General features: G+C 35.2%; 13 protein-coding genes. 10 read left to right on the forward strand and 3 right to left on the reverse strand.

Annotated features, from left to right (window positions below):
* Positions 1-127: 127 nt before the first annotated feature.
* The 4 genes from DCC35_RS11055 to DCC35_RS11070 all read left to right on the forward strand — a co-directional run bounded on the left by DCC35_RS11055 (position 128) and on the right by DCC35_RS11070 (position 2721).
* Positions 128-706, forward strand: a complete 579-nt coding sequence (locus DCC35_RS11055; protein WP_137090850.1) for a YeeE/YedE family protein — start codon at positions 128-130, stop codon at positions 704-706.
* 9 nt (positions 707-715) lie between these two features.
* Complete coding sequence (locus tag DCC35_RS11060) at positions 716-1219, forward strand: DUF6691 family protein (RefSeq protein ID WP_137090851.1); 504 nt, start codon at positions 716-718, stop codon at positions 1217-1219.
* Between the two features lie 122 nt (positions 1220-1341).
* Positions 1342-1785, forward strand: a complete 444-nt coding sequence (locus DCC35_RS11065) for a methylglyoxal synthase (protein WP_137090852.1) — start codon at positions 1342-1344, stop codon at positions 1783-1785.
* 33 nt (positions 1786-1818) lie between these two features.
* A complete protein-coding gene (locus tag DCC35_RS11070) occupies positions 1819-2721 on the forward strand; it encodes a glycerophosphodiester phosphodiesterase (protein WP_137090853.1) in 903 nt (300 codons plus the stop codon).
* A 21-nt stretch (positions 2722-2742) separates the two neighbouring features.
* Here the strand turns inward: DCC35_RS11070 and DCC35_RS11075 are convergent, their stop codons facing one another.
* Together DCC35_RS11075 and DCC35_RS11080 are read right to left on the reverse strand one after the other, a co-directional pair.
* A complete protein-coding gene (locus tag DCC35_RS11075; RefSeq protein ID WP_137090854.1) occupies positions 2743-3204 on the reverse strand; it encodes an acyl-CoA thioesterase in 462 nt (153 codons plus the stop codon).
* Positions 3205-3212: 8 nt separating this feature from the next.
* Complete coding sequence (locus DCC35_RS11080; protein ID WP_137090855.1) at positions 3213-4373, reverse strand: iron-containing alcohol dehydrogenase; 1161 nt, start codon at positions 4371-4373, stop codon at positions 3213-3215.
* 130 nt (positions 4374-4503) lie between these two features.
* Between DCC35_RS11080 and DCC35_RS11085 the strand changes: the two genes are divergently transcribed.
* The 4 genes from DCC35_RS11085 to tamL all read left to right on the forward strand — a co-directional run bounded on the left by DCC35_RS11085 (position 4504) and on the right by tamL (position 16422).
* Positions 4504-5679 (forward strand): tetratricopeptide repeat protein, encoded by a 1176-nt coding sequence (locus DCC35_RS11085; RefSeq protein WP_137090856.1) that lies wholly within the window; start codon positions 4504-4506, stop codon positions 5677-5679.
* A gap of 72 nt (positions 5680-5751) precedes the next feature.
* Positions 5752-8970, forward strand: a complete 3219-nt coding sequence (locus tag DCC35_RS11090) for a S41 family peptidase (RefSeq protein ID WP_137090857.1) — start codon at positions 5752-5754, stop codon at positions 8968-8970.
* A 119-nt stretch (positions 8971-9089) separates the two neighbouring features.
* Positions 9090-14123: a translocation/assembly module TamB domain-containing protein gene (locus DCC35_RS11095; RefSeq protein ID WP_137090858.1), complete on the forward strand. Its 5034-nt coding sequence runs from the start codon at positions 9090-9092 to the stop codon at positions 14121-14123.
* Complete coding sequence (gene tamL / locus DCC35_RS11100; protein ID WP_175402790.1) at positions 14116-16422, forward strand: translocation and assembly module lipoprotein TamL; 2307 nt, start codon at positions 14116-14118, stop codon at positions 16420-16422. Before DCC35_RS11095 ends, tamL begins: the two co-directional genes overlap by 8 nt.
* 4 nt (positions 16423-16426) lie before the next feature.
* On the opposite strand, the gene DCC35_RS11105 is transcribed toward tamL, so the two are convergent.
* Positions 16427-17482: an agmatinase family protein gene (locus DCC35_RS11105; RefSeq protein ID WP_137090860.1), complete on the reverse strand. Its 1056-nt coding sequence runs from the start codon at positions 17480-17482 to the stop codon at positions 16427-16429.
* 75 nt (positions 17483-17557) lie between these two features.
* Here DCC35_RS11105 and DCC35_RS11110 point away from each other — a divergent pair, with 75 nt between their 5' ends.
* Positions 17558-18751 carry a saccharopine dehydrogenase family protein gene (locus DCC35_RS11110; RefSeq protein WP_137090861.1) on the forward strand — a complete coding sequence of 398 codons (1194 nt, stop codon included), beginning with the start codon at positions 17558-17560 and terminating at the stop codon, positions 18749-18751.
* Positions 18752-18817: 66 nt separating this feature from the next.
* On the forward strand, positions 18818-19960 hold the full coding sequence (gene nspC, locus DCC35_RS11115; RefSeq protein WP_137090862.1) for a carboxynorspermidine decarboxylase: 1143 nt from the start codon (positions 18818-18820) through the stop codon (positions 19958-19960).
* Positions 19961-20020: the final 60 nt, after the last annotated feature.

The following is a 20020-nucleotide window of genomic DNA, read 5'->3' on the forward strand; positions in this document are numbered from 1 at the left end:
GTTTATAGATTGAATATTCATTCAACTGAATGATTTAACTGTTATGCCCTTGTATGTGATTAAAATCACTTTAAACAAGGGCTTTTTGTTTGACCTTTGCAATAGTTATGAACAAGACAAATTAATTATGAACGAGTTAATTGATTTTATCAGGCAACCATGGCCATGGTATGTGGCAGGTCCATTGATTGGGCTGACAGTTCCTGCCTTATTGATTTTGGGAAATAAATCTTTTGGAATATCCTCATCATTGAGGCATACATGTGCAGCTTGCTTTCCAGCAGATATTCCATTTTTCAAATATAATTGGAAAAAGGAAATGTGGAATATGTTTTTTGTATTGGGAATTCTAATTGGAGGTTTTATAGCAGCCATGTTTTTATCGAATCCCGAACAAATACGAATTGCTGAAAGCACACAAGCTGATCTTGCTGCATTGGGAATTACTGATTACAGTAGTTTATTACCTTCTCAAATATTTACCTGGGATAATCTTTTCACAGGAAAAGGACTTGTCTTCTTCGTAATAGGAGGCTTTATGGTCGGATTTGGCACAAGGTATGCCGGAGGATGTACTTCTGGTCATGCAATCATGGGAATCAGTAATTTACAATGGCCTTCTTTACTGGCTACTATATTCTTTATGATTGGGGGAATAGTCTCGACACATTTCTTACTACCAGCAATATTTGATTTATTCTTTTAATAAGTAGACATGGAAAAGTTTTTAGATAAAGATATAGAAGTAAAAGTAGACAAACCCGAAGAGTGCGAAGCTCCAAATAATCAGGAAACCTCAGATCGGTTTATCGGATTAATTAAGTACCTGATTGTAGGTGTTTTATTCGGGATAGTCTTTGTGAAAGCAGAAATTATCTCCTGGTTTAGAATTCAGGAAATGTTCAGGTTTCAATCCTTCTTCATGTATGGAGTAATTGGGTCAGCAATAATAGTAGGTATTATTTCAATCCAGCTTATTAAAAGGCTGGATATAAAAACACTTAAAGGCGAAAAGATAAAAATTGCTGATAAGGAATTCAGAAAAGGTCAAATATTCGGTGGGTTTATATTTGGTCTTGGCTGGGCAATTACCGGAGCCTGCCCTGGACCCTTGTTCGCTCAGATTGGTTCTGGATTTACAGTGGTAATTGTCACCTTGTTAAGTGCGATTCTTGGAACCTGGGTATATGGTAAATTTTCAGACAAGCTGCCAAAATAGGCTAACGATAGTTTTAGCTAAAAGTCGAAGCTTTTCTCTTATTGGGAAAAGCTTTTTTTATTTTGATTAATTTAGACTCTAAAGGAAATTGATGTTATCTTAATTAAAATAATTTATTGAAAATGAATTCAGAAAAAGTTAAAAAGATCGCTTTGGTAGCGCATGATCATAAAAAAGAAGACCTGATAGATTGGTCTATTGAAAATAAGGGGCTATTAACTGAGCATAAGCTTTTTGCTACAGGCACTACAGGTAGATTATTGGAAAAACGTCTTGGCTTGCCAGTTAATAAATTTCTTTCCGGGCCATTAGGTGGTGATCAGCAAATTGGTGCATCAATAGCTACGGGAGAAATAGATATGTTAATTTTCTTCTGGGATCCACTCGAACCGCAACCTCACGATCCTGATGTCAAAGCTCTATTAAGATTAGCAGCGGTATGGAATATTCCTGTAGCCTGTAATGAAGCTACTGCTGATTATATATTTACCTCTCCTTTATTAAATAAAGAATATGACAGGAAGGTAGAAAGTTACTCTTCACATACTACCAGGAAGATTAAATAATAAAAAAATAGGTTCTCACCCATACAATTACCAATGAAAAAATCAACCATAATTATATTGATCTTCTTTTTATTAATTAGTTGCGATAAGAATAAACCGGCTGAGTCATTCGATACCCAGGGACACAGAGGATTCAGAGGGAAGTATCCGGAAAACACCATTCATGGATTTTTAAAAGCGATAGATGCAGGAGTAAAAACGCTTGAGATGGATGTGGTTGTCACTAAAGATAATTACCTCGTGGTTTCTCATGAGCCTTATATTTCAAATGAAATTTGTACCAATATGGGTGAGGATTACATTATAGATTACTCCAAGGAGAACTACAACATATATAATATGTATTATAGTCAGGTGCAAACTTTTGATTGTGGATCCAAAGTACATGCCAGATTTCCTGAGCAAGAAAAAGTGATAGCAACTAAACCCGCATTGGAGGAAGTAATTGATGCCGCTGAAGTTTATGCTGAAAAGAATTATGATAAGCAGATGTATTACAACATTGAAATTAAATCAACTCCCGAGGGAGATTCTATTTTTCATCCGGCTCCCAAAGAATTTGCAGACCTCCTGGTAAAGAAAATAAAAGAGCTTGGTGTTGAAGAAAGGACTTATATTCAATCTTTTGATAAAAGAGCCTTGCAGGCAGTAAATCAATTAGATGAAAATATTAAAACAGTATTATTAGTAGAGAATACTAAGGGATATATGTCGAATATTAACGAATTAGGTTTTGAACCGGATGTGTATAGTCCCGCACATAAACTCTTGACACGAAGAATGATTGAAGATCTTCATGAACGAGAGATTAAAGTAATACCATGGACAGTAAATGATTCTTCAGATATGAAACAGCTAATTAGTATGGGAGTTGACGGAATTATTTCTGATTATCCAGACAGGTTAATGAAAATTGTAAATAATCAAAAAAAATAAAGCCGCCGAGGCAGCCTTAATTTATATTGTTTTTTCTTTTAATGGTTCTAACTCAAAATCCGCGGCTTTTGGAAGGCTCTTAAAGTTTTGAGCCAGATCTTCCGGTAAAGCCGTTAGCTTTCTTTTTAATATATCGATCCATGCACCATCTACCACCACTATAGCTGCTTTTTGTCCGTCTTCCCTGAAAATAACATGCTTTATTGACCATCTGGAAGCATCTTCTCTCATCTTTATCATTGATGTCTCTACAGTAATATGCTCTCCAAAAGGAACTTCTTTGAGATATTTTAATTCTTCTCTGAATAAAATTGGTCCGATATGCAACTCTTTGAATTTGTTAAAAGTCAGACCTGCTTCTCCTAAAAATCGTAGACGAGCCTGGGCACAAAAGTCGGCATACGCAGAATGTCGTAAGTGAATATTAGCATCAATATCTGACCACCTAACTTCAAAGGTGTTTTTTAAGGAATTATTTTGCATAATTAATGTTATTGCAATTGTAAGTTTAAAATATTTCTGATCGTTGGCAGATCCGCTAATTGTCTGTCTCCAAGCGCAGTCCAACCTCTATTTTCAAAGCGTTCGATTATTGCATCGATTGTATCCGAACCAACATTATAATCTTTCATCTTGGTTTTAATTCCCAAAGATTCAAAAAATGATTCAGTTGAGTTAATAGCCTGGTCAATTTTTTCACTATCACTACCTTCATTTATTCCCCAAATTCGCTCAGCATACTGCACTAACTTGTCTTTCTTTTCATCTTTTAAGACCCTCCAGACACCTGGAAGTACAATAGCTAATGTTCTTGCATGATCAATTTCATGTAGTGCCGTTAATTCATGTCCTATACCATGAGTAGCCCAATCGACAGGTACTCCGGTTCTGATAAGTCCGTTTAGAGCCATAGTTGCGCACCACATTAAATTAGCCATGGCATCGTAATCAGCTGGGTCTTTATAGGCTTTAGGACCTTCTTCAATTAATGTTTTTAGGATTGATTCAGCCAATCTGTCCTGTAAAGGAGCATTGACTTTATATGTCATATATTGTTCTACCACATGACTAAATGCATCAACAATGCCATTCGCAACCTGCCTTTTTGGTAGTGTTGATGCTACTGATGGATCAAGAATGCTAAACTGAGGAAAGGTGAAGGGGGAACTAAATGCAAATTTCTCTTTGGAATCTTCTTTTGTTATTACAGAACCGGAATTCATCTCAGAACCGGTAGCAGGTAGAGTAAGAACAGTACCAAATGAAATAGCAGATTTAACTGACTTCTTTTCACTTAAAATTGTCCAGGGTTCACCTCTTTGAAATGGAATCGCTGCTGCTATGAATTTTGTTGCATCAATTACTGAACCACCTCCTACTGCAAGTAAAAAATCAATTTGGTTTTCTCTGGCCAGTTCAACTGCTTTCATGGAAGTTTCATATCTTGGATTGGGTTCGATTCCACCAAACTCAATCATAAAATGGTCATTAAGTGATTTTTTCACCTGTTCATAAACTCCATTTTCTTTTATTGAGCCACCTCCATAAATTATCATGACCTTCGATGTAGAAGGAATCAATTTTGATAGTTGCTGTATTTGGTCTTTACCAAAAATTATTTTAACCGGATTATAGTATTCGAAATTGTTCATTTTATTATATCTAATTCTTATAAAACGGCCGCTAATTTAATTATGTTGTCAATATTTGATAAATTACTGTTGCAACAATTGTTTGCTTGGTTATCTGGTTTAAATCTATTATTTCTATAGCAAAACGTTAATGATCCTTAAGAAATGTTTAATATTTTTTCTGAATCTGACTCTTTCATTTCTTCCGACTGGAATTAAGGCTCAGGATGCATGTATTGAAGCAAGAACCAATTTTACAAATAAAAATTATTCAGTAGCTCTTGAAAAATCAGATGAATGTCTTTCAAAATCTCCTCGAAATGTGGAAATCAGATTAATTAGAGCACAGATTTACGAAAAATTTAAGCAAGGAGCTAATGCTGTTTCCGACTATGCGGTTTTAATGGAATTAGAAGTTAATAACCCTTTTGTTTTAGTAAAAGCAGGTATAGCAGCATATAATGAAAAACAATATCGGATGGCTGTAATGGCTTTTAATGAAGCTAATATCATTTCTGATACTTCAATTCAAAATACAGAAATCCTTTTTACTCTCGATGAAGAAGGATTTGTTAAAAGCGTGAAGGATTTCAGGTATTTACCTGATATAATTGATTATTATCAAACACTGACCAATTTTCATCAAAATGGAGACACTTCATTATTAAAAGAAATACATGATGGAAATCAGTTTCATACAGCATCAATTGTTGATCAATACGTATTTAATAGTGACTTCCATGAAAGTATTGATGATTCTTTATTGTCCAAATTAAATGATGAAATCCTGGGTATGAGAATAAATGAATGGCTGAATATTTTGACCGAACATAATCGGATTACTCCTGCTATTTCACTTATGCAGGAATTATCAGACCGGGGTGTTCAGATAAATAATTATTCAGATAAATTAGTTTACTTATTGCTCAATAATAATATTCCAATCCCTGATAGTATTGACTTGGAAAATATGTCAATTAAAAAAACTGAACAGTTTTATAATATTGGTCTGGTCCAGGAAAAACAAGGACAATTGGATAAAGCAGATTTAATATATAAAATAGTTATTGACGAAAATCCTCAATATGTAAAAGCTATCATGGGAAGAGGAAATATTGCATTTAAAAGAGAAAAATATAATCAGGCTATCGAATGGTATTCTCTTGCAATTCGAAATGATTCCAATCATATCAATGCATATCACAACAGGGCTATGGCTTATTTTTCTATTGATAAAAAAGACCTGGGGTGTCAGGATCTTGAATATTTGATTGATCTTGATGAAAACCTTGCTAAGGATTTATTAAATGAATATTGTTTTGATTGAGCTGAACAGTTTTGATTTTCAACTGTTAATATAAATTGAGTTTAACCCTAATCCTTTAATATACTTATAACGATGAAACACCGATTTTTATTTATTACAGGAATTTTTCTATTAGTTTTTGGTGTAAGTGCACAACAATCCCCTTTAGTATTATATCCGGATGCTAGTGAAGACGGATCTATGATATCTTTTTCATACCAGGGAGACATTTGGCTGGCTCCATTTGAAGGAGGTGATGCTCGCAGGTTAACGATTCACGAAGGATATGACGGAATGCCGAAATTTAGCCCTGATGGCAAATATATTGCCTTTTATAGTGAACGTTTCGGTAATGCAGATGCATACATTATTAACACTGAAGGAGGATCAGCTAAGCAACTCACCTATCATTCTGCCGGTGACCTTCCGACGAGTTGGATTGGAAATGATGAAATTTTAATTGAAACAAGAAGGGTTTTTGCCCAGGTAGAAAGAACGAGGGAGATTCATTCGGTTAATGTTTCAGGTGGTACTCCGGAAAGATTTTTAAATGCTCTTGGGTTTCATGCAGTAGCTTCTCCTAATGGGAAATTTATCGCTTTCGAAAGAGGATCTTGCAGAAGAGAACGAGAAGCTTATCGAGGTTCTGCCAACAGAAATATTTGGATATATGATATTGAAAACGATAAATACAATCAAATCACGACTGACAACGGGCAAGATATTTTTCCTCGTTGGGCAAATAATGAGACCTTATTTTTTTTAAGTGCAAGATCAGGGAAATATAATGTCCATGAAGTGGTAATTGGGAGTGATGGGAAGAGCAGCTCTTCACCTGAGCAAGTTTCTGATTTTTCTGATTTCGGGATTTTATATTATGATTATTCTCCGGGAAATAGCTCATTCGTATTCACCAGAAAGGATAAACTTTATAGATCAAATAAAGATTTTACAGAGGTTAATGATATCAAACTAAATGTTTATTCTGATTTTAAGTTTGATCCTGTAGAGTATAAAAATGTCTCAGGGGATATTTCAGATTTTAGTATTTCTCCAAATGGAAAATATACTGTATTTTCTACTAATGGAGAGATCTTTATAAAGAAAAACGATAAGGAGATAAAAAGAACTGTAAGAGTGACAAAAGGAGCTTTTAGAGACCAGGAACCTAAATGGCTCAATGATTCAACAATTTTATTTATATCCGATAAGGATGGACATTTTGAAATATATAAAGCTATTTCAGATGATCCGTCAACGACTAATTTATTTGCCTCAATAAAGTTTAAAATTGAAAAGTTATTTAATTCAGACGATGATGTGAATTTTTTCACTGTTGCTCCAAATGGTGAACACATAGCATATGTAGTTGGAAGAGGTGATCTTAATACTGCAGTAGTAAATGAAAATGGAATTTCAGATAAAAAAGATCTGTTAGACGGTTGGGCAACTCCCCGCAGTCTTTCATTCAGTCCGGATAGCAGATGGCTGGCCTATTCTCTCGATGACCTGAACTTTAACGAAGAAGTATATATTCATGCGGCTGATAATAGTAAAGATCCAGTTAATATTTCCATGCATCCTAAAGGAGACTATTCACCAGTGTGGAGTAAGGATGGAAGTAAGCTTGCTTTTTTATCAGGAAGAAATAATGGTGATAATGACGTTTGGTTTTTATGGTTAAAAAAATCTGACTGGGAAAAAACAAGACAAGACTGGCAGGAAATAAAAGCACTAAAATCTGATGACCAGGAAAAGAAAAACGGTAATGGCAGTAAGAATGGTGAAACAGATGTGGAACCTATTACCATTGATTTTGAAGACATCTACGAAAGGTTGTCGCAGGTTACTTCACTACCCGGAAATGAGTCGGGATTGCAAGTTTCTAACGATGGTGAAGAAATGTATTTTACTACCAATAACGATGGAAGACAATCTTACGATGCTGATATCGATATTTACAAAGTAAATTGGGATGGAACAGAAATGAAGTCTCTGACCTCAGGAAATGAAGAAGCTCGTGGACTGACTTTGGAACCTTCAGGGAAGCACCTTTACTATGTAAAGAACGGAGGTCGATTAATGAAGATTTCTACTGATGGCAAAAAAGAATCGCAGCCATTTTCTGCATCAATGGAAGTCGATTACGAAGCTGTTACACAGCAAATGTTTAATGAAGCAACCCGAATTCTGGGAAGAAGATTTTACGACCCTAATTTCCATGGTGAAAACTGGGAGACATTGGTTGAAACTTATAAGCCGTGGATAATGAAAGCTTCTAATAAAGTTGACTTCAGATATATGTTTAATAATATGCTGGGCCAGCTTAATGCAAGTCATATGGGGCTTTATGGGGGTTCAAGAGCTGAAACTCAAAATATCAGAACCGGTTTACTGGGAGTTGAAACAAAATATACAAATAAAGGCCTGGAGGTAGTAAAAGTAGTTAAGGAATCTCCTGCTGACAGAACTGATTCTAAAATCAATGTTGGGGATGTTATTATTTCAATAGATGGTAATGAAGTCAATGATGAAGTCAGTATGTATGCCTATTTGATTAATAAAGCCGGTGAAAGAGTCCTTATGAGGGTTCAATCAGGTAAAGATGATAAAGATATTATTATAAGACCTTCAGCATCATTAAGAAATGAATTGTACGATGAATGGGTAGATGAAAGAAGGGAATTAACTAAGAAGTATTCAGATGGCAAACTTGGTTATCTTCACATAAGAGGAATGAACTGGACCAGTTTTGAAAGATTCGAGCGCGAATTAATGGCAGCAGGAAATGGTAAAGAGGGTATTGTCATTGATGTGCGATTTAATGGAGGAGGTTGGACAACAGATTACCTTATGGCTGTTTTAAATGTAAAACAACATGCTTATACTATTCCACGCGGTGCAACTGATGATCTTAAAGAGAAAAATGTAGAATTTAAGAACAACTATCCTTTTGGAGAAAGGCTTCCATTGTCATCATGGACTAAACCTTCTATTGCTTTATGTAATCAAAATAGTTATTCAAATGCAGAGATTTTTTCTCATGCATACAAACAACTGGATATTGGTACACTTGTAGGAACCCCGACTTTTGGTGCAGTTATTTCAACTGGTGGTACAAGATTAGTAGATGGTTCTTATTTAAGACTTCCATTCAGAGCGTGGTATGTATACGAAACCGGAAAAAATATGGAGTTAAATGGAGCGATTCCTGATATCATAGTTGAGAACGATCCGGACAGTAAAGCTAATGGTGAAGATGAACAATTAGAAAAGGCAGTTGATGAATTGGTAAGTCAATTAAGTAAATAGCTTAAAAATTAATTAAAGTAGAGGTCAAATAGTTATTTATGCTTTTGACCTCTCTTTTTTTATTAAAACTGATACTTACAATTAATTAAACTGTTTTAATTTCGTTATTATTATACTTAATGCTTGAGATAAAAAATAAACTGGCCAAAATCATTAGAAAGTTCGTAGGTTTTATACTTAAGTTCTTTGCTATACTTATTGGTTTATTTTTAACCATCTCAATTTACATACAGCTCCCTCCTGTTCAAAAATTTCTTATTAACAAAGTAGAAAGCATTGCTTCAAAACAGTTGAACACTGAAGTTACCATCGATAAAATAGGTCTTACTTTTTCACCAGGTGTTTATCTTAATGGCTTAAGGGTTAAGGATCAACAAAATAAAAAGCTACTCGAATTATCTGAATTAAAAGCAAGTATTAATTTATCCTCATTGTTAAATAAAAACATAAGAGCCAGTAATATTGAGGTACACGACCTTCATTTTAATGTATATCTAATTGATAGTACAAAGACGAATATTGATTTCATTTCTCAATCAGAAACTGACAGTACTACTGAGAAACAGACTAATACAAGTACCAGTTCCTGGGAAATTAGTGGTGCGGACAGGGTTATTTTGTCTAACATCAGCGGCAGCTATGAAATGACAGGCATGCAGTTTGATCTTGATCTGAACGAAATCAATATTGGAAATACAGATCTTCGGTTGGATAGCATGCATTTTGACGTTGAAAAGTTTTTAATTGATGGATTAGATTATAAAATGAGATCTGCTTTTGCCTATACTGATTCCGATACTACCTCTTCTTCTTCAGTTTTACCCTCATTCAAGGTTAAAGATTTTCAGTTAAAGGATATAACTTATAACTGGGAAGACACCTCTTTAAGGCAGGATTACCTGGTTCAAATTGATTTATTTGATGCTGAAAAAGCCCAGGTCTTATTAACAAATAATATTCTAACTGCAAATTCGATCGAATTACAGATGGGTAAATCAGATTTGAAATTATTGCCAACTGTAGGTTCATCAGAAGAAGACAGTGTTGCAACTGAAAATGATACCGATGAAATTCCCTTTGCCTTTGGGTTTTCAATTGATATTGGTAAACTGGATATTAAAATACCCGATTTGATTTTGCAGATGCAGGAAGAAGTTACTGATAGTTTAAAGTTTAATCCCGAATATTTTCACTTTAAAGACTGGTCACTGTCAGTGGACAACCCGGTTGTCATAAACGATACTGTAGCAATACTTTCAGGCAGCGAGATCTCAGGTACAATTAATAAAAACGGAATATTAAAACAAGCTAAAATTGACGTTAAAGCCGATGAGGATATAGTAAACTGGAGCCTCTCTCCTATCATATGGCGTAATTCTGTTTTTGAATCAAAGGGTGAGTTATCCTATCCAAGTTTATTGCAGGAGACAATCGATTTGATTCATTTAAATTATGATGTAAGCATGGATTGGGAATTATATCCTTCAGACTTTGAGTTTTTTCTGCCAGATTCGACTTATAATTCACTTGCTTCTACTATTAATATGACAAACCCGATATCTGGAAACCTTGGCTCTAATGGTACGGAGTTGATGTTTGATATTGATACTTTTATGGTTAAATATCAAACAGCATATGTTTCAGCCGGAGGAGTTTTCTATAAAGAGATAAATTCCAGAAAAGAGTCTGATGTTAATCTAAAAATCTTTCTGCCGGAATCGATGGCGAAAAACTACTTTAATTTGAGTCCTCAAATCAGGAACTTGCTTTCAGATCTGACAGTTAATGCAGGATTAAGGTCCGTTGCAGGGCATTTAAGTCTTGATTTATCCGTAGATTCAAAATATGCCGGACTAACAGGTGAAGGATATTATGAGTATTTCGAGCATAGGAAAGATTCTGCTAACTTTATCCTGCAAGACTTATATGTAGACTTGACCAGGCTTGATACGATATACCCATATGTTAAAGATGCAAGAGCTTCAGTTTACTGGACTTCCTTAAAAGAAAACGATATTTATAAAGGAGATTTTAAATTAAAGGATTTTAAATACAACACATGTCAATCTGATTCATTATTTGCCGAACTTTTTCCAAGTAAGGATTTTAAAGATCTGAATTGGCATTTTTCTGCCGATTTTAGTGATTGCGGTTCTATTTATGGAAGAGGAAAAACTAATAGTGAGTTTTCTGATATCCATATAGATTCATTACAATTTATACAGTTATATGTTGGAGCATTTGCTGAAAAACTACCGCTGATTCTTTACGGTAATTTTAATGGTGACTTTTCATCAGATCCTTATTTAAAATGGGATATTGGATTTGATAATTTCAGAGTCAGCCAGAAAGATTCCTTAGTAATTTATGATTACGGAGATTGGACCTCAAATGGAGTTATTTCGGATACCTCACATAATATTGTTTTAAAAAGTGACTTTTTAGCTATCAACTCTGAAAGTGATAAAGGGTTCGATTACTGGAATCAATATTTTCTGAGTACAAGAGCATTATCTGACAGTATATTTGAAGATAATAATTTAAGTACAAGAATTTCCGGGACTAACATAAGTGCACTCATACATCCATTTTATCCAGCAATTGAAAGTCTGGATAGTTTTAATGTTCATGTGGAGGTTAGACATGATTCCTTAAAGGAGTTAGATGCCTATATTCCTTCTGTGGTTACTACCAGTTGGGAAATAGATAGTTTAAAACTGGATCTTATCAAAAATAAGGAAGAGGGATTAGTACTTGATTTTGGATTAAAGGAATTTAGCGCTGGTGAGATATCATTAAGCAATTTGTATATTAACTCTGACCTGGTAAATAATGAAAGAATTTTATTGTCTATCAGGCAATATGAAATAAAAGACAGTTTAAAATATAAGATTGAATCTTATATGAATTTTAGTCAGTCTGGAGAAACCAGTATAACCCCATCAGATAATAAGTGGATACTAAATTATACCGAATTCGATCAAAATAAAGACGGTGAAATGGTGTTTTCATCTGAGGGATTTATGATCAATGATTTTGCTTTAAGTAATGGGGATCAAAGATTAGAGGCAAATAAGTCTACCGAAAGACTAAATATCACATTAAATGAGTTTGATATCGAAAACTTTCTCGGTTTGATTACTTACAGAGATTCACTTGATCTTCTACAGGGAAATCTTAACGGAAATGTTGGCGGTGCTATAAATTCACAAAATCAGTTTACAGGAGATGGTGAAATAGTATTAAACGAAATGAAATTGGCAGAAATAACTGCCGGAGACCTCGATACTAAATTTGATTTTAGTGCTTCTGAAATAATCACAAATATAAATTGGTCAGACGCTGGTGAAAATACACTTAATTTAGATGCTGATATCAATAGAGAAGATTCAGATATTGATTATGAAGTAGTGCTTGAAACTCATAATTTGACAAAATATAATGATCTGCTTCCTTCCAATTATGTAAAAATAAACTCATTTGATTCTAAAACAGATATTAAAGGCCAAATTAAATCAAGCGGTTTTGAAGTAGATGGAAGCATGGATATACAAAAAGCAGACCTTGTTGCACCTTTTACCGGAACAAAAATATTGATAGATAACGAAAAATTGATTTTTAATCAGGATGAGGTTGATTTTCAAAACTTCACTATAAAGGATGGAAACAATAATAAACTCAATATTGCAGGTAAGATAGACTTTCCGGCGGGTTATGGTAATCCGGTTGTAGATCTGGATCTGACAGCAGATGGGGTGAAATTACTAGACAATAAGCGGGAAGACTTTAAAACAATATACGGCCAGGTCTGGACTTCATTTGATCTGGAAGTTACAGGGCTTGTAAGTACACCACAGATCGATGGTGATATTAAGGTTCTAGGAAAAACGGACATTACCTACGAATTACCAGGTGAAACACTTGAACTGATTTCTGATGAAGGGATCGTAAAGTTTGTAGATGAATCTAAGCCCAGAGATTCTGTTCAATTTGAGATAGAGGAACCAAGTGTTCTCGACTCAATTAAAGGGCAATTAGGTGCGTTTTCTGCTAATTTAAATATAAGCATTGATCCCGAGGCCAGGACAAGTCTGGTAATAGATCCCAATTCTGGAGATAGACTAACAGTGCAGGGTGAAACAGACCTGGATTTGACTATCCAGGATGAGGAAATTCTGATTAATGGTATTTATACTGTAAATGATGGTCAGTATAATCTCAATTATTATGGACTGGTTAAAAAACAGTTCAGATTTGCTGAGGGCAGTAGGATTATATGGAAAGGTGATCCCCTTCAGGGTGAAATTCAATTTAAAGCATACAATTCAATAAAAACGAGGAGTACGAATCTCTTTGCTAGTGGGGCAGAAACGGTTGCCGGAGGAGGAGGATTTGATGAATTGAATGAAAGAATCACTTATAGAGTGGGGATTTCGATAGATGGAAATATCGCAGAGCCTGAGATTCAATTTATTTTGGGTCTGGCTCCCGAATTAAGGGGGAATTACCCAACTATCGAACAGAAATTATCGCAATTGTCTACAGAAGAATATGAACAGGAAAGAAATAAACAAGTTTTTGCTCTATTAGTAACAGGAGGATTTATAAGTGAAAGTCCCTCACAAGGAGGAGGTAATTTTGCATCCTCTGCAGCCAGAAATTCTATAAACGGAATTCTGACTCAACAATTGAATAATTTTGGTAGTAAGTTTGTCCAGGGTGTGGATATTAATTTTGATATGAGTTCATATAACAATCCTCAATCTGGTAATACAACTACTGAATTAGATGTGAGTGTTTCTAAGAAATTTGTTAACGAGCGTCTTGAGGTCCAGGTAGGTAGTTCAGTTGGATTAGAAGAGGGAAATGAAAGAACCACGAGTACAATCGGGGCAGCGGAATTTGTTGTTGCTTACGAATTAACCAAACAGGGCAATTTGAAAATTAAAGCTTTCAGGGAAAACCAGTTTGATATGGTCGATGGAGAGATTCAAAATACAGGACTAGCTCTGATTTTTGTAAAGGACTTTGATACTTTTGACCAGCTTTTTAAGAAGCAAAGTAAAGAAGAGGATAATGGGGAAAAAGAGAGAGAAAATACTAACCAAAATCAAAATAAGGAAGCGGTAATTGAAGAAAATGAAAATGAATAGAAAGAAACTATTATATGTTTTCATATCAATTTTTTGGTGTATTACCGGATGCACTGGGATGAAATATGTACCAGATGATGATAGGTTGATTACTGAAGTAGATGTAGACTACATTGATAAGAGCAAGCTTTATAATAGTCAGACAGTTAAACAAACAGTTCATTCTTTAATTGAGCCTAAACCTAATAACAAATTTTTATGGATGCGTACAGGGGTCGTTATCAATGGACTCACTCCCGATAAAGAAAAGGGCGTTTTCTATTTTATCGGGAATCAGATAGGTGGTCCTCCTGCCCTGCTTTCTAATCTTAAACAGGATGAATTAATTCGGGTCATCAATAATCGTCTTTTCCACCTGGGATACTTCAATGCAGAAACCATAGTTGAAATTGATACCAGCAAGGCAAAAAAGGCCGAAGTGAAGTTTTTAATTGAAACCGGTAAACCATACTTTATTGATACCCTGGTGAGTGAAATAACTTCGCAAACTGATACCCTTAATAAGATCTTTGAAAGTTCTCTAAAGGAAACAAAGATTGATTCAGGTACTTATTACCAACTTGAGAGGCTTGAAAGGGCAAGACGATATATAGCAGATTATGTTAATAACAGGGGATATTATTATTTTAGTGAGGAAGATATTGAGTTTTATGCAGATTCAACAAAGCTCGATTCATTAAACGGAGTCAAATTATCACTTAATTTAAAGCCTAATCGAAAAAAAAGAACTCTAACTTACTACACCCTGGATTCGGTAGTAGTGAGAGAGGATCTTCCTTTGGAGTTAGAAGATACTATTAATATAAAGAAAGATAGTATTGAAGATGGCATTTATCTGGCTGAGAGAAAAGAAGTCCCACGCTATAAACCTAAACACATTAGTAAAGGTATCTTCTTTACTCCGGGTAAGGCCTATGAAAAGATTGAAAGACAGAAAACATATCGATACTTAACTGGTATGGGAGCATTCAACTATGTTGATATTCAACTTCAGCCTATTACAAATGAAAATAAACTTAGACCAGTTATAGGCTTATATAGCCTTCCTAAAATGTCTTTTTCTGCGGAGATCGGTGTAAATGCAAAAAGTAATAATTTTGTTGGCCCGGGTGTAAAACTCACATGGTTGAATAGAAATTTTCTGCATGGATCAGAGCAATTAACAGTTTCCTTAAATGGTAACATCGAACGGCAGTTTGGAGGTCCTCGCGAGCAAAGACAAAATAGCTTGTCCTATGAATTTGGTATTGAAACGAGGCTCAGAGTACCAAGGATCTGGCCTCCTTTTATAAAAATTAACATCACAGATTATATTTCTTACACAGAATTTTCTATTCAAGCCAATCAATTTAAGCGTGCCGGATTATATGGTTTACGAACGATGAAGATTACCGAAGGATATACCTGGAAAGGATCACAAACAGAAGATTTTTATTTCTATCCTTTCGAGGTGAATTATTCTGCTTTATTTGATCAGAGTAGTGATTTTGAAGATTTTCTCGAAGAGAATCCCTTTGTCAGGCAAACGTTTTCTCAGCAATTTATTTTAGGCTTAAATTTGGGTTATTCTAATAATCAGTTGGAAGAAAGACTGGATAGAGAAAGATTTTATTATTCCGCAGACTTTCAAAGTGCGGGAAATCTGGTTTCTTTATTTGATAGTAATAAAGATGAAACAGGTGATGAATTTCTGGCTGTTCCCTATGCACAGTTTTTGAAGCTAACACAGGAATACAGAAAGTATTTTTCTGTTGGACCTTCAGGGAATGATATTGCTACGAGAGTTTTAGTGGGGGTAGGATTTCCATATGGAAATAGTCTTAGTTTACCTTATATCAGACAATATTTTATTGGAGGGCCGAACAGTTTAAGAGGATTCAGGGCTCGAACAGTTGGTCCGGGAACCTATTTAAATGAATCCGAACAGCTCATTTATGTAGACCAGACGGGAGATATTCGATTTGAAATAAATGCAGAATACCGTAAAAAGCTTAATCAATATTTTGAGACTGCATTTTTTATCGACGCAGGAAATATTTGGCTTTTTAATGATGATCCTGACCGACCAGGTGCTAGTTTCGAATTTAAAGATTTCTATAAGGAACTTGCTGTATCAACAGGTGTTGGGTTACGAATAGATGTGTCAGTAATAGTCATACGATTCGACCTGGGTTTTCCAATAAGAAAGCCTTTACCCGAAACAGGATTTGAATGGGTTTTTAGTGATATAAATCCATTTGATAGTGATTGGAGAAGTAATAACCTGATATTGAACTTTTCAATCGGTTACCCATTCTAAAAATTTATATTCCGTTTGATTCTGCTGTAAGATTCGATAACCTGTATAACAGCCTTGCTGCAACGTTGCCATCCCATTCGTTGCCTTCACCGGCTGCTTCAGAAAGATCGAAACCAATTATTTGTTTATTTTGTCTAATTATTTCTACCAGAAGATAATTAGCTTCTTCAAATTTTAATCCACCAGGAACCGGGGTGCCGGTATTTGGGCATAGATCGGGATTCAAGCCATCAATGTCAAAGCTGATATAAATCTTTTCAGGTAGACCGGAAACAATCTCCTTGCAGATTTCAGCAAAATTTTTGCCATTCATCATCTGGTCTTTTATTTCATGGTCAAAATATGTTTGACATCTTTCACCCAGAGAATTAGCAAATTCTACTTCTTCATCGCAATAATCCCGAATACCTACTTGTGTTATTTTGGAAACAGATGGGATATACTTCATTACATTGTAAAATATTGAAGCATGAGAAAGATTAAATCCTTCATATGCTTTTCTGAAATCCATATGGGCATCTATTTGTAGTATTCCAAAATCAGAATGTTTTTCAGATAATGCTTCAAGGTAACCAAGTGGAACAGAATGCTCCCCACCTACAACTCCTACGATCTTATTTTCACCTAAAAATTTTTTTGTTTGTTCATAGACCCATTTTCTTAATGAATCACTAGCATCGTTGATCATAGATAAAACATCAGCCTGAATAGGGTTTTCTTCAATTTTACCTCCGGCTTCAAGAAAATCAATGTAGCTTTTGGCTGCATCTCTCAGGTGTTCACTCTGATGAAGCCAATGCTCATTAGACGGCACCATATAGATTCCCTTTTTCCAGGCGTCTTTAACATAAGGATCAAAGAGGTCCAGTTGGGTCGAAGCTTCCAGAATGTTACTCGGTCCGGTTGATGTGCCGGCTGAATATGAGACAGTTACATCCCAGGGGACAGAAAGTAATATTATATTTGAGTTTTCCTCATCAAATGGTAATCCTATAAAATGACCGTTTTTTAAACCAACCCCATTCGGATCAAAATTTTCTATCAGATTTTTTATACTCATTTTAAAATTATAAGTTTTACAGGCAATTTTAATTTATTAATATTGAAGCGAAAATCTAAATAATCACTTTATTAAATGGCTAAAGTACTTATTATTGGTGCCGGCGGAGTTGGAAGAGTTGTTGTACAGAAATGTGCATCTCTTCCTGATGTATTTTCTGAAATATTACTCGCCAGCAGAACAAAATCAAAATGTGATGTTATTGCAGAAGAAGTTGGTCAGGGCCGGGTAAAAACAGCTCAACTCGATGCTGATAATGTTAGCGAAACTGTCGCATTGATCAATGAATTTAAACCTTTTATGGTGATCAATGTAGCCCTTCCTTACCAGGATCTTGCTATTATGGATGCATGTCTTGAAACGGGCGTTCATTACCTTGATACTGCAAACTACGAGCCTAAAGACGAAGCTAAGTTCGAATATAAATGGCAATGGGCATATCAGGATAGATTTAAGGAAAAAGGATTGATGGCTGTACTGGGATGTGGATTTGATCCCGGAGTGACTAGTATTTTTACTGCTCGAGCAGCAAAACATCACTTTGATGAGATCCAGTATCTTGATATAGTCGATTGTAATGCCGGTGACCATGGTAAAGCTTTCGCAACCAACTTCAATCCTGAAATAAATATTCGTGAGATCACTCAAAAAGGTAAATACTATGAGGATGGTAAATGGATCGAAACTGAACCTCATGAAATTCATAAGGATCTGAACTATCCGAATATAGGTCCAAAGCGATCATACCTAATCTATCATGAAGAGTTAGAGTCACTGGTTAAAAACTTCCCTTCTATCAAGCGAGCTAGATTCTGGATGACATTTGGAGAAGAATACCTTACTCACCTTCGAGTGATTCAAAATATAGGAATGGCCAGGATCGATCCTGTTAAGTTTAAAGGTGTAGATATAGTTCCTTTAGAATTTTTAAAGGCTGTTTTACCAGATCCGGGTGAACTTGGTGAAAACTATTCAGGAGAAACCTCCATTGGATGCCGTATAAGAGGTATTAAAGATGGTAAGGAACAGACATATTATATCTGGAACAATTGTAAGCATGAAGAAGCTTACAAAGAAACAGGTGCTCAGGGGGTTTCTTATACTACAGGAGTTCCTGCTATGATCGGGGCAAAAATGATGATCGAAGGAAAGTGGAATGGTGAAGGAGTTTTCAATGTGGAAGAATTCGATCCGGATCCATTTTTAAATGATCTTGAAAAATTCGGTTTGCCCTGGCATGAAAAAGTAAATGCTGAAATTGAATTATAGAATTAACTGATGAAATATATGAAAGAGGCTAATTCAGCCTCTTTCTTTCGTTATAACCAAATATTGATGTCCATAAATTATAACAATATTCCGTCGCCTTGTTTTGTTTTGGAAGAATCCAGACTAAGGTCTAATCTTGAATTAATGTCACGAGTTCAAAACGAGTCCGGTGCAAATATAATCCTGGCATTTAAAGGATTTGCAATGTGGAGTGCTTTTCCACTCGTAAGACAATATCTTCGAGGAGCTACAGCAAGTTCATTAAGTGAGGTTAAGCTCTGCTTTGAGGAAATGAAAACTAAAGCCCATACCTATTCACCAGCATATTTACCGGAAGAATTTGATGAAATATTAAGTTATTCAAGCCACATAACATTTAATTCCCTCTTTCAGGCAGAAACGTTCAAAGATAAAGTTCTTGATTCCCCGGACAAGGTCTCTATTGGTTTAAGAGTAAACCCCGGATGGTCAGATGTAGAAACCATGTTATATAATCCGAGTGCACCCGGATCTCGATTGGGAGTGTCTGATGAAGAATTGACCTATGGTCTTCCGGATTATATTGAAGGTCTTCATTTTCATGTTTTGTGTGAATCTTCAGCTGAAAGCCTGGTAAAGGTTCTTGAGTCTTTTGAGAAATTATATGGAAGGTTTCTTCCCGATTTGAAGTGGGTAAACTTTGGGGGTGGACATCTAATGACTCGAAAGGGATATGATGTAGCGCTTTTGATTGAAACGATCCAAAAGTTTAAAGCTAAATATCCTCATTTAGAGGTTATCCTTGAGCCCGGTAGTGCGGTTGCCTGGGATACAGGAGTACTTGTTTCAAGAGTTCTGGATATTGTTGAAAGAAAAGGAGTGAAAACTGCTATACTGGATGTATCATTTACCGCTCATATGCCTGATACATTAGAAATGCCATATCGCCCGAGAATCATTGGAGCAGGTGATCCGGTAAAAGGAAAACCCACTTATAAGTTAGGTGGAATAAGTTGCCTTGCTGGTGATTACATGAGTGAATATAGCTTTGAGAAGGAATTGCAAATTGGCGATCGAATCATATTTGAAGATATGATTCATTATACGATGGTGAAAACAACAACCTTTAATGGTATTACTCACCCTTCAATTGGAATTTGGCACGAAAATGACGAATTAGAAATTGTTAGGGAGTTTGGATATGAAGATTTTAAGCACAGGCTTTCTTAACCATTTGTTAACATTGCTAATGATCGATATTTATAATTATTATAATAACTTATATAATAA

This window comes from Mangrovivirga cuniculi (assembly GCF_005166025.1).
Lineage (GTDB): Bacteria > Bacteroidota > Bacteroidia > Cytophagales > Cyclobacteriaceae > Mangrovivirga > Mangrovivirga cuniculi.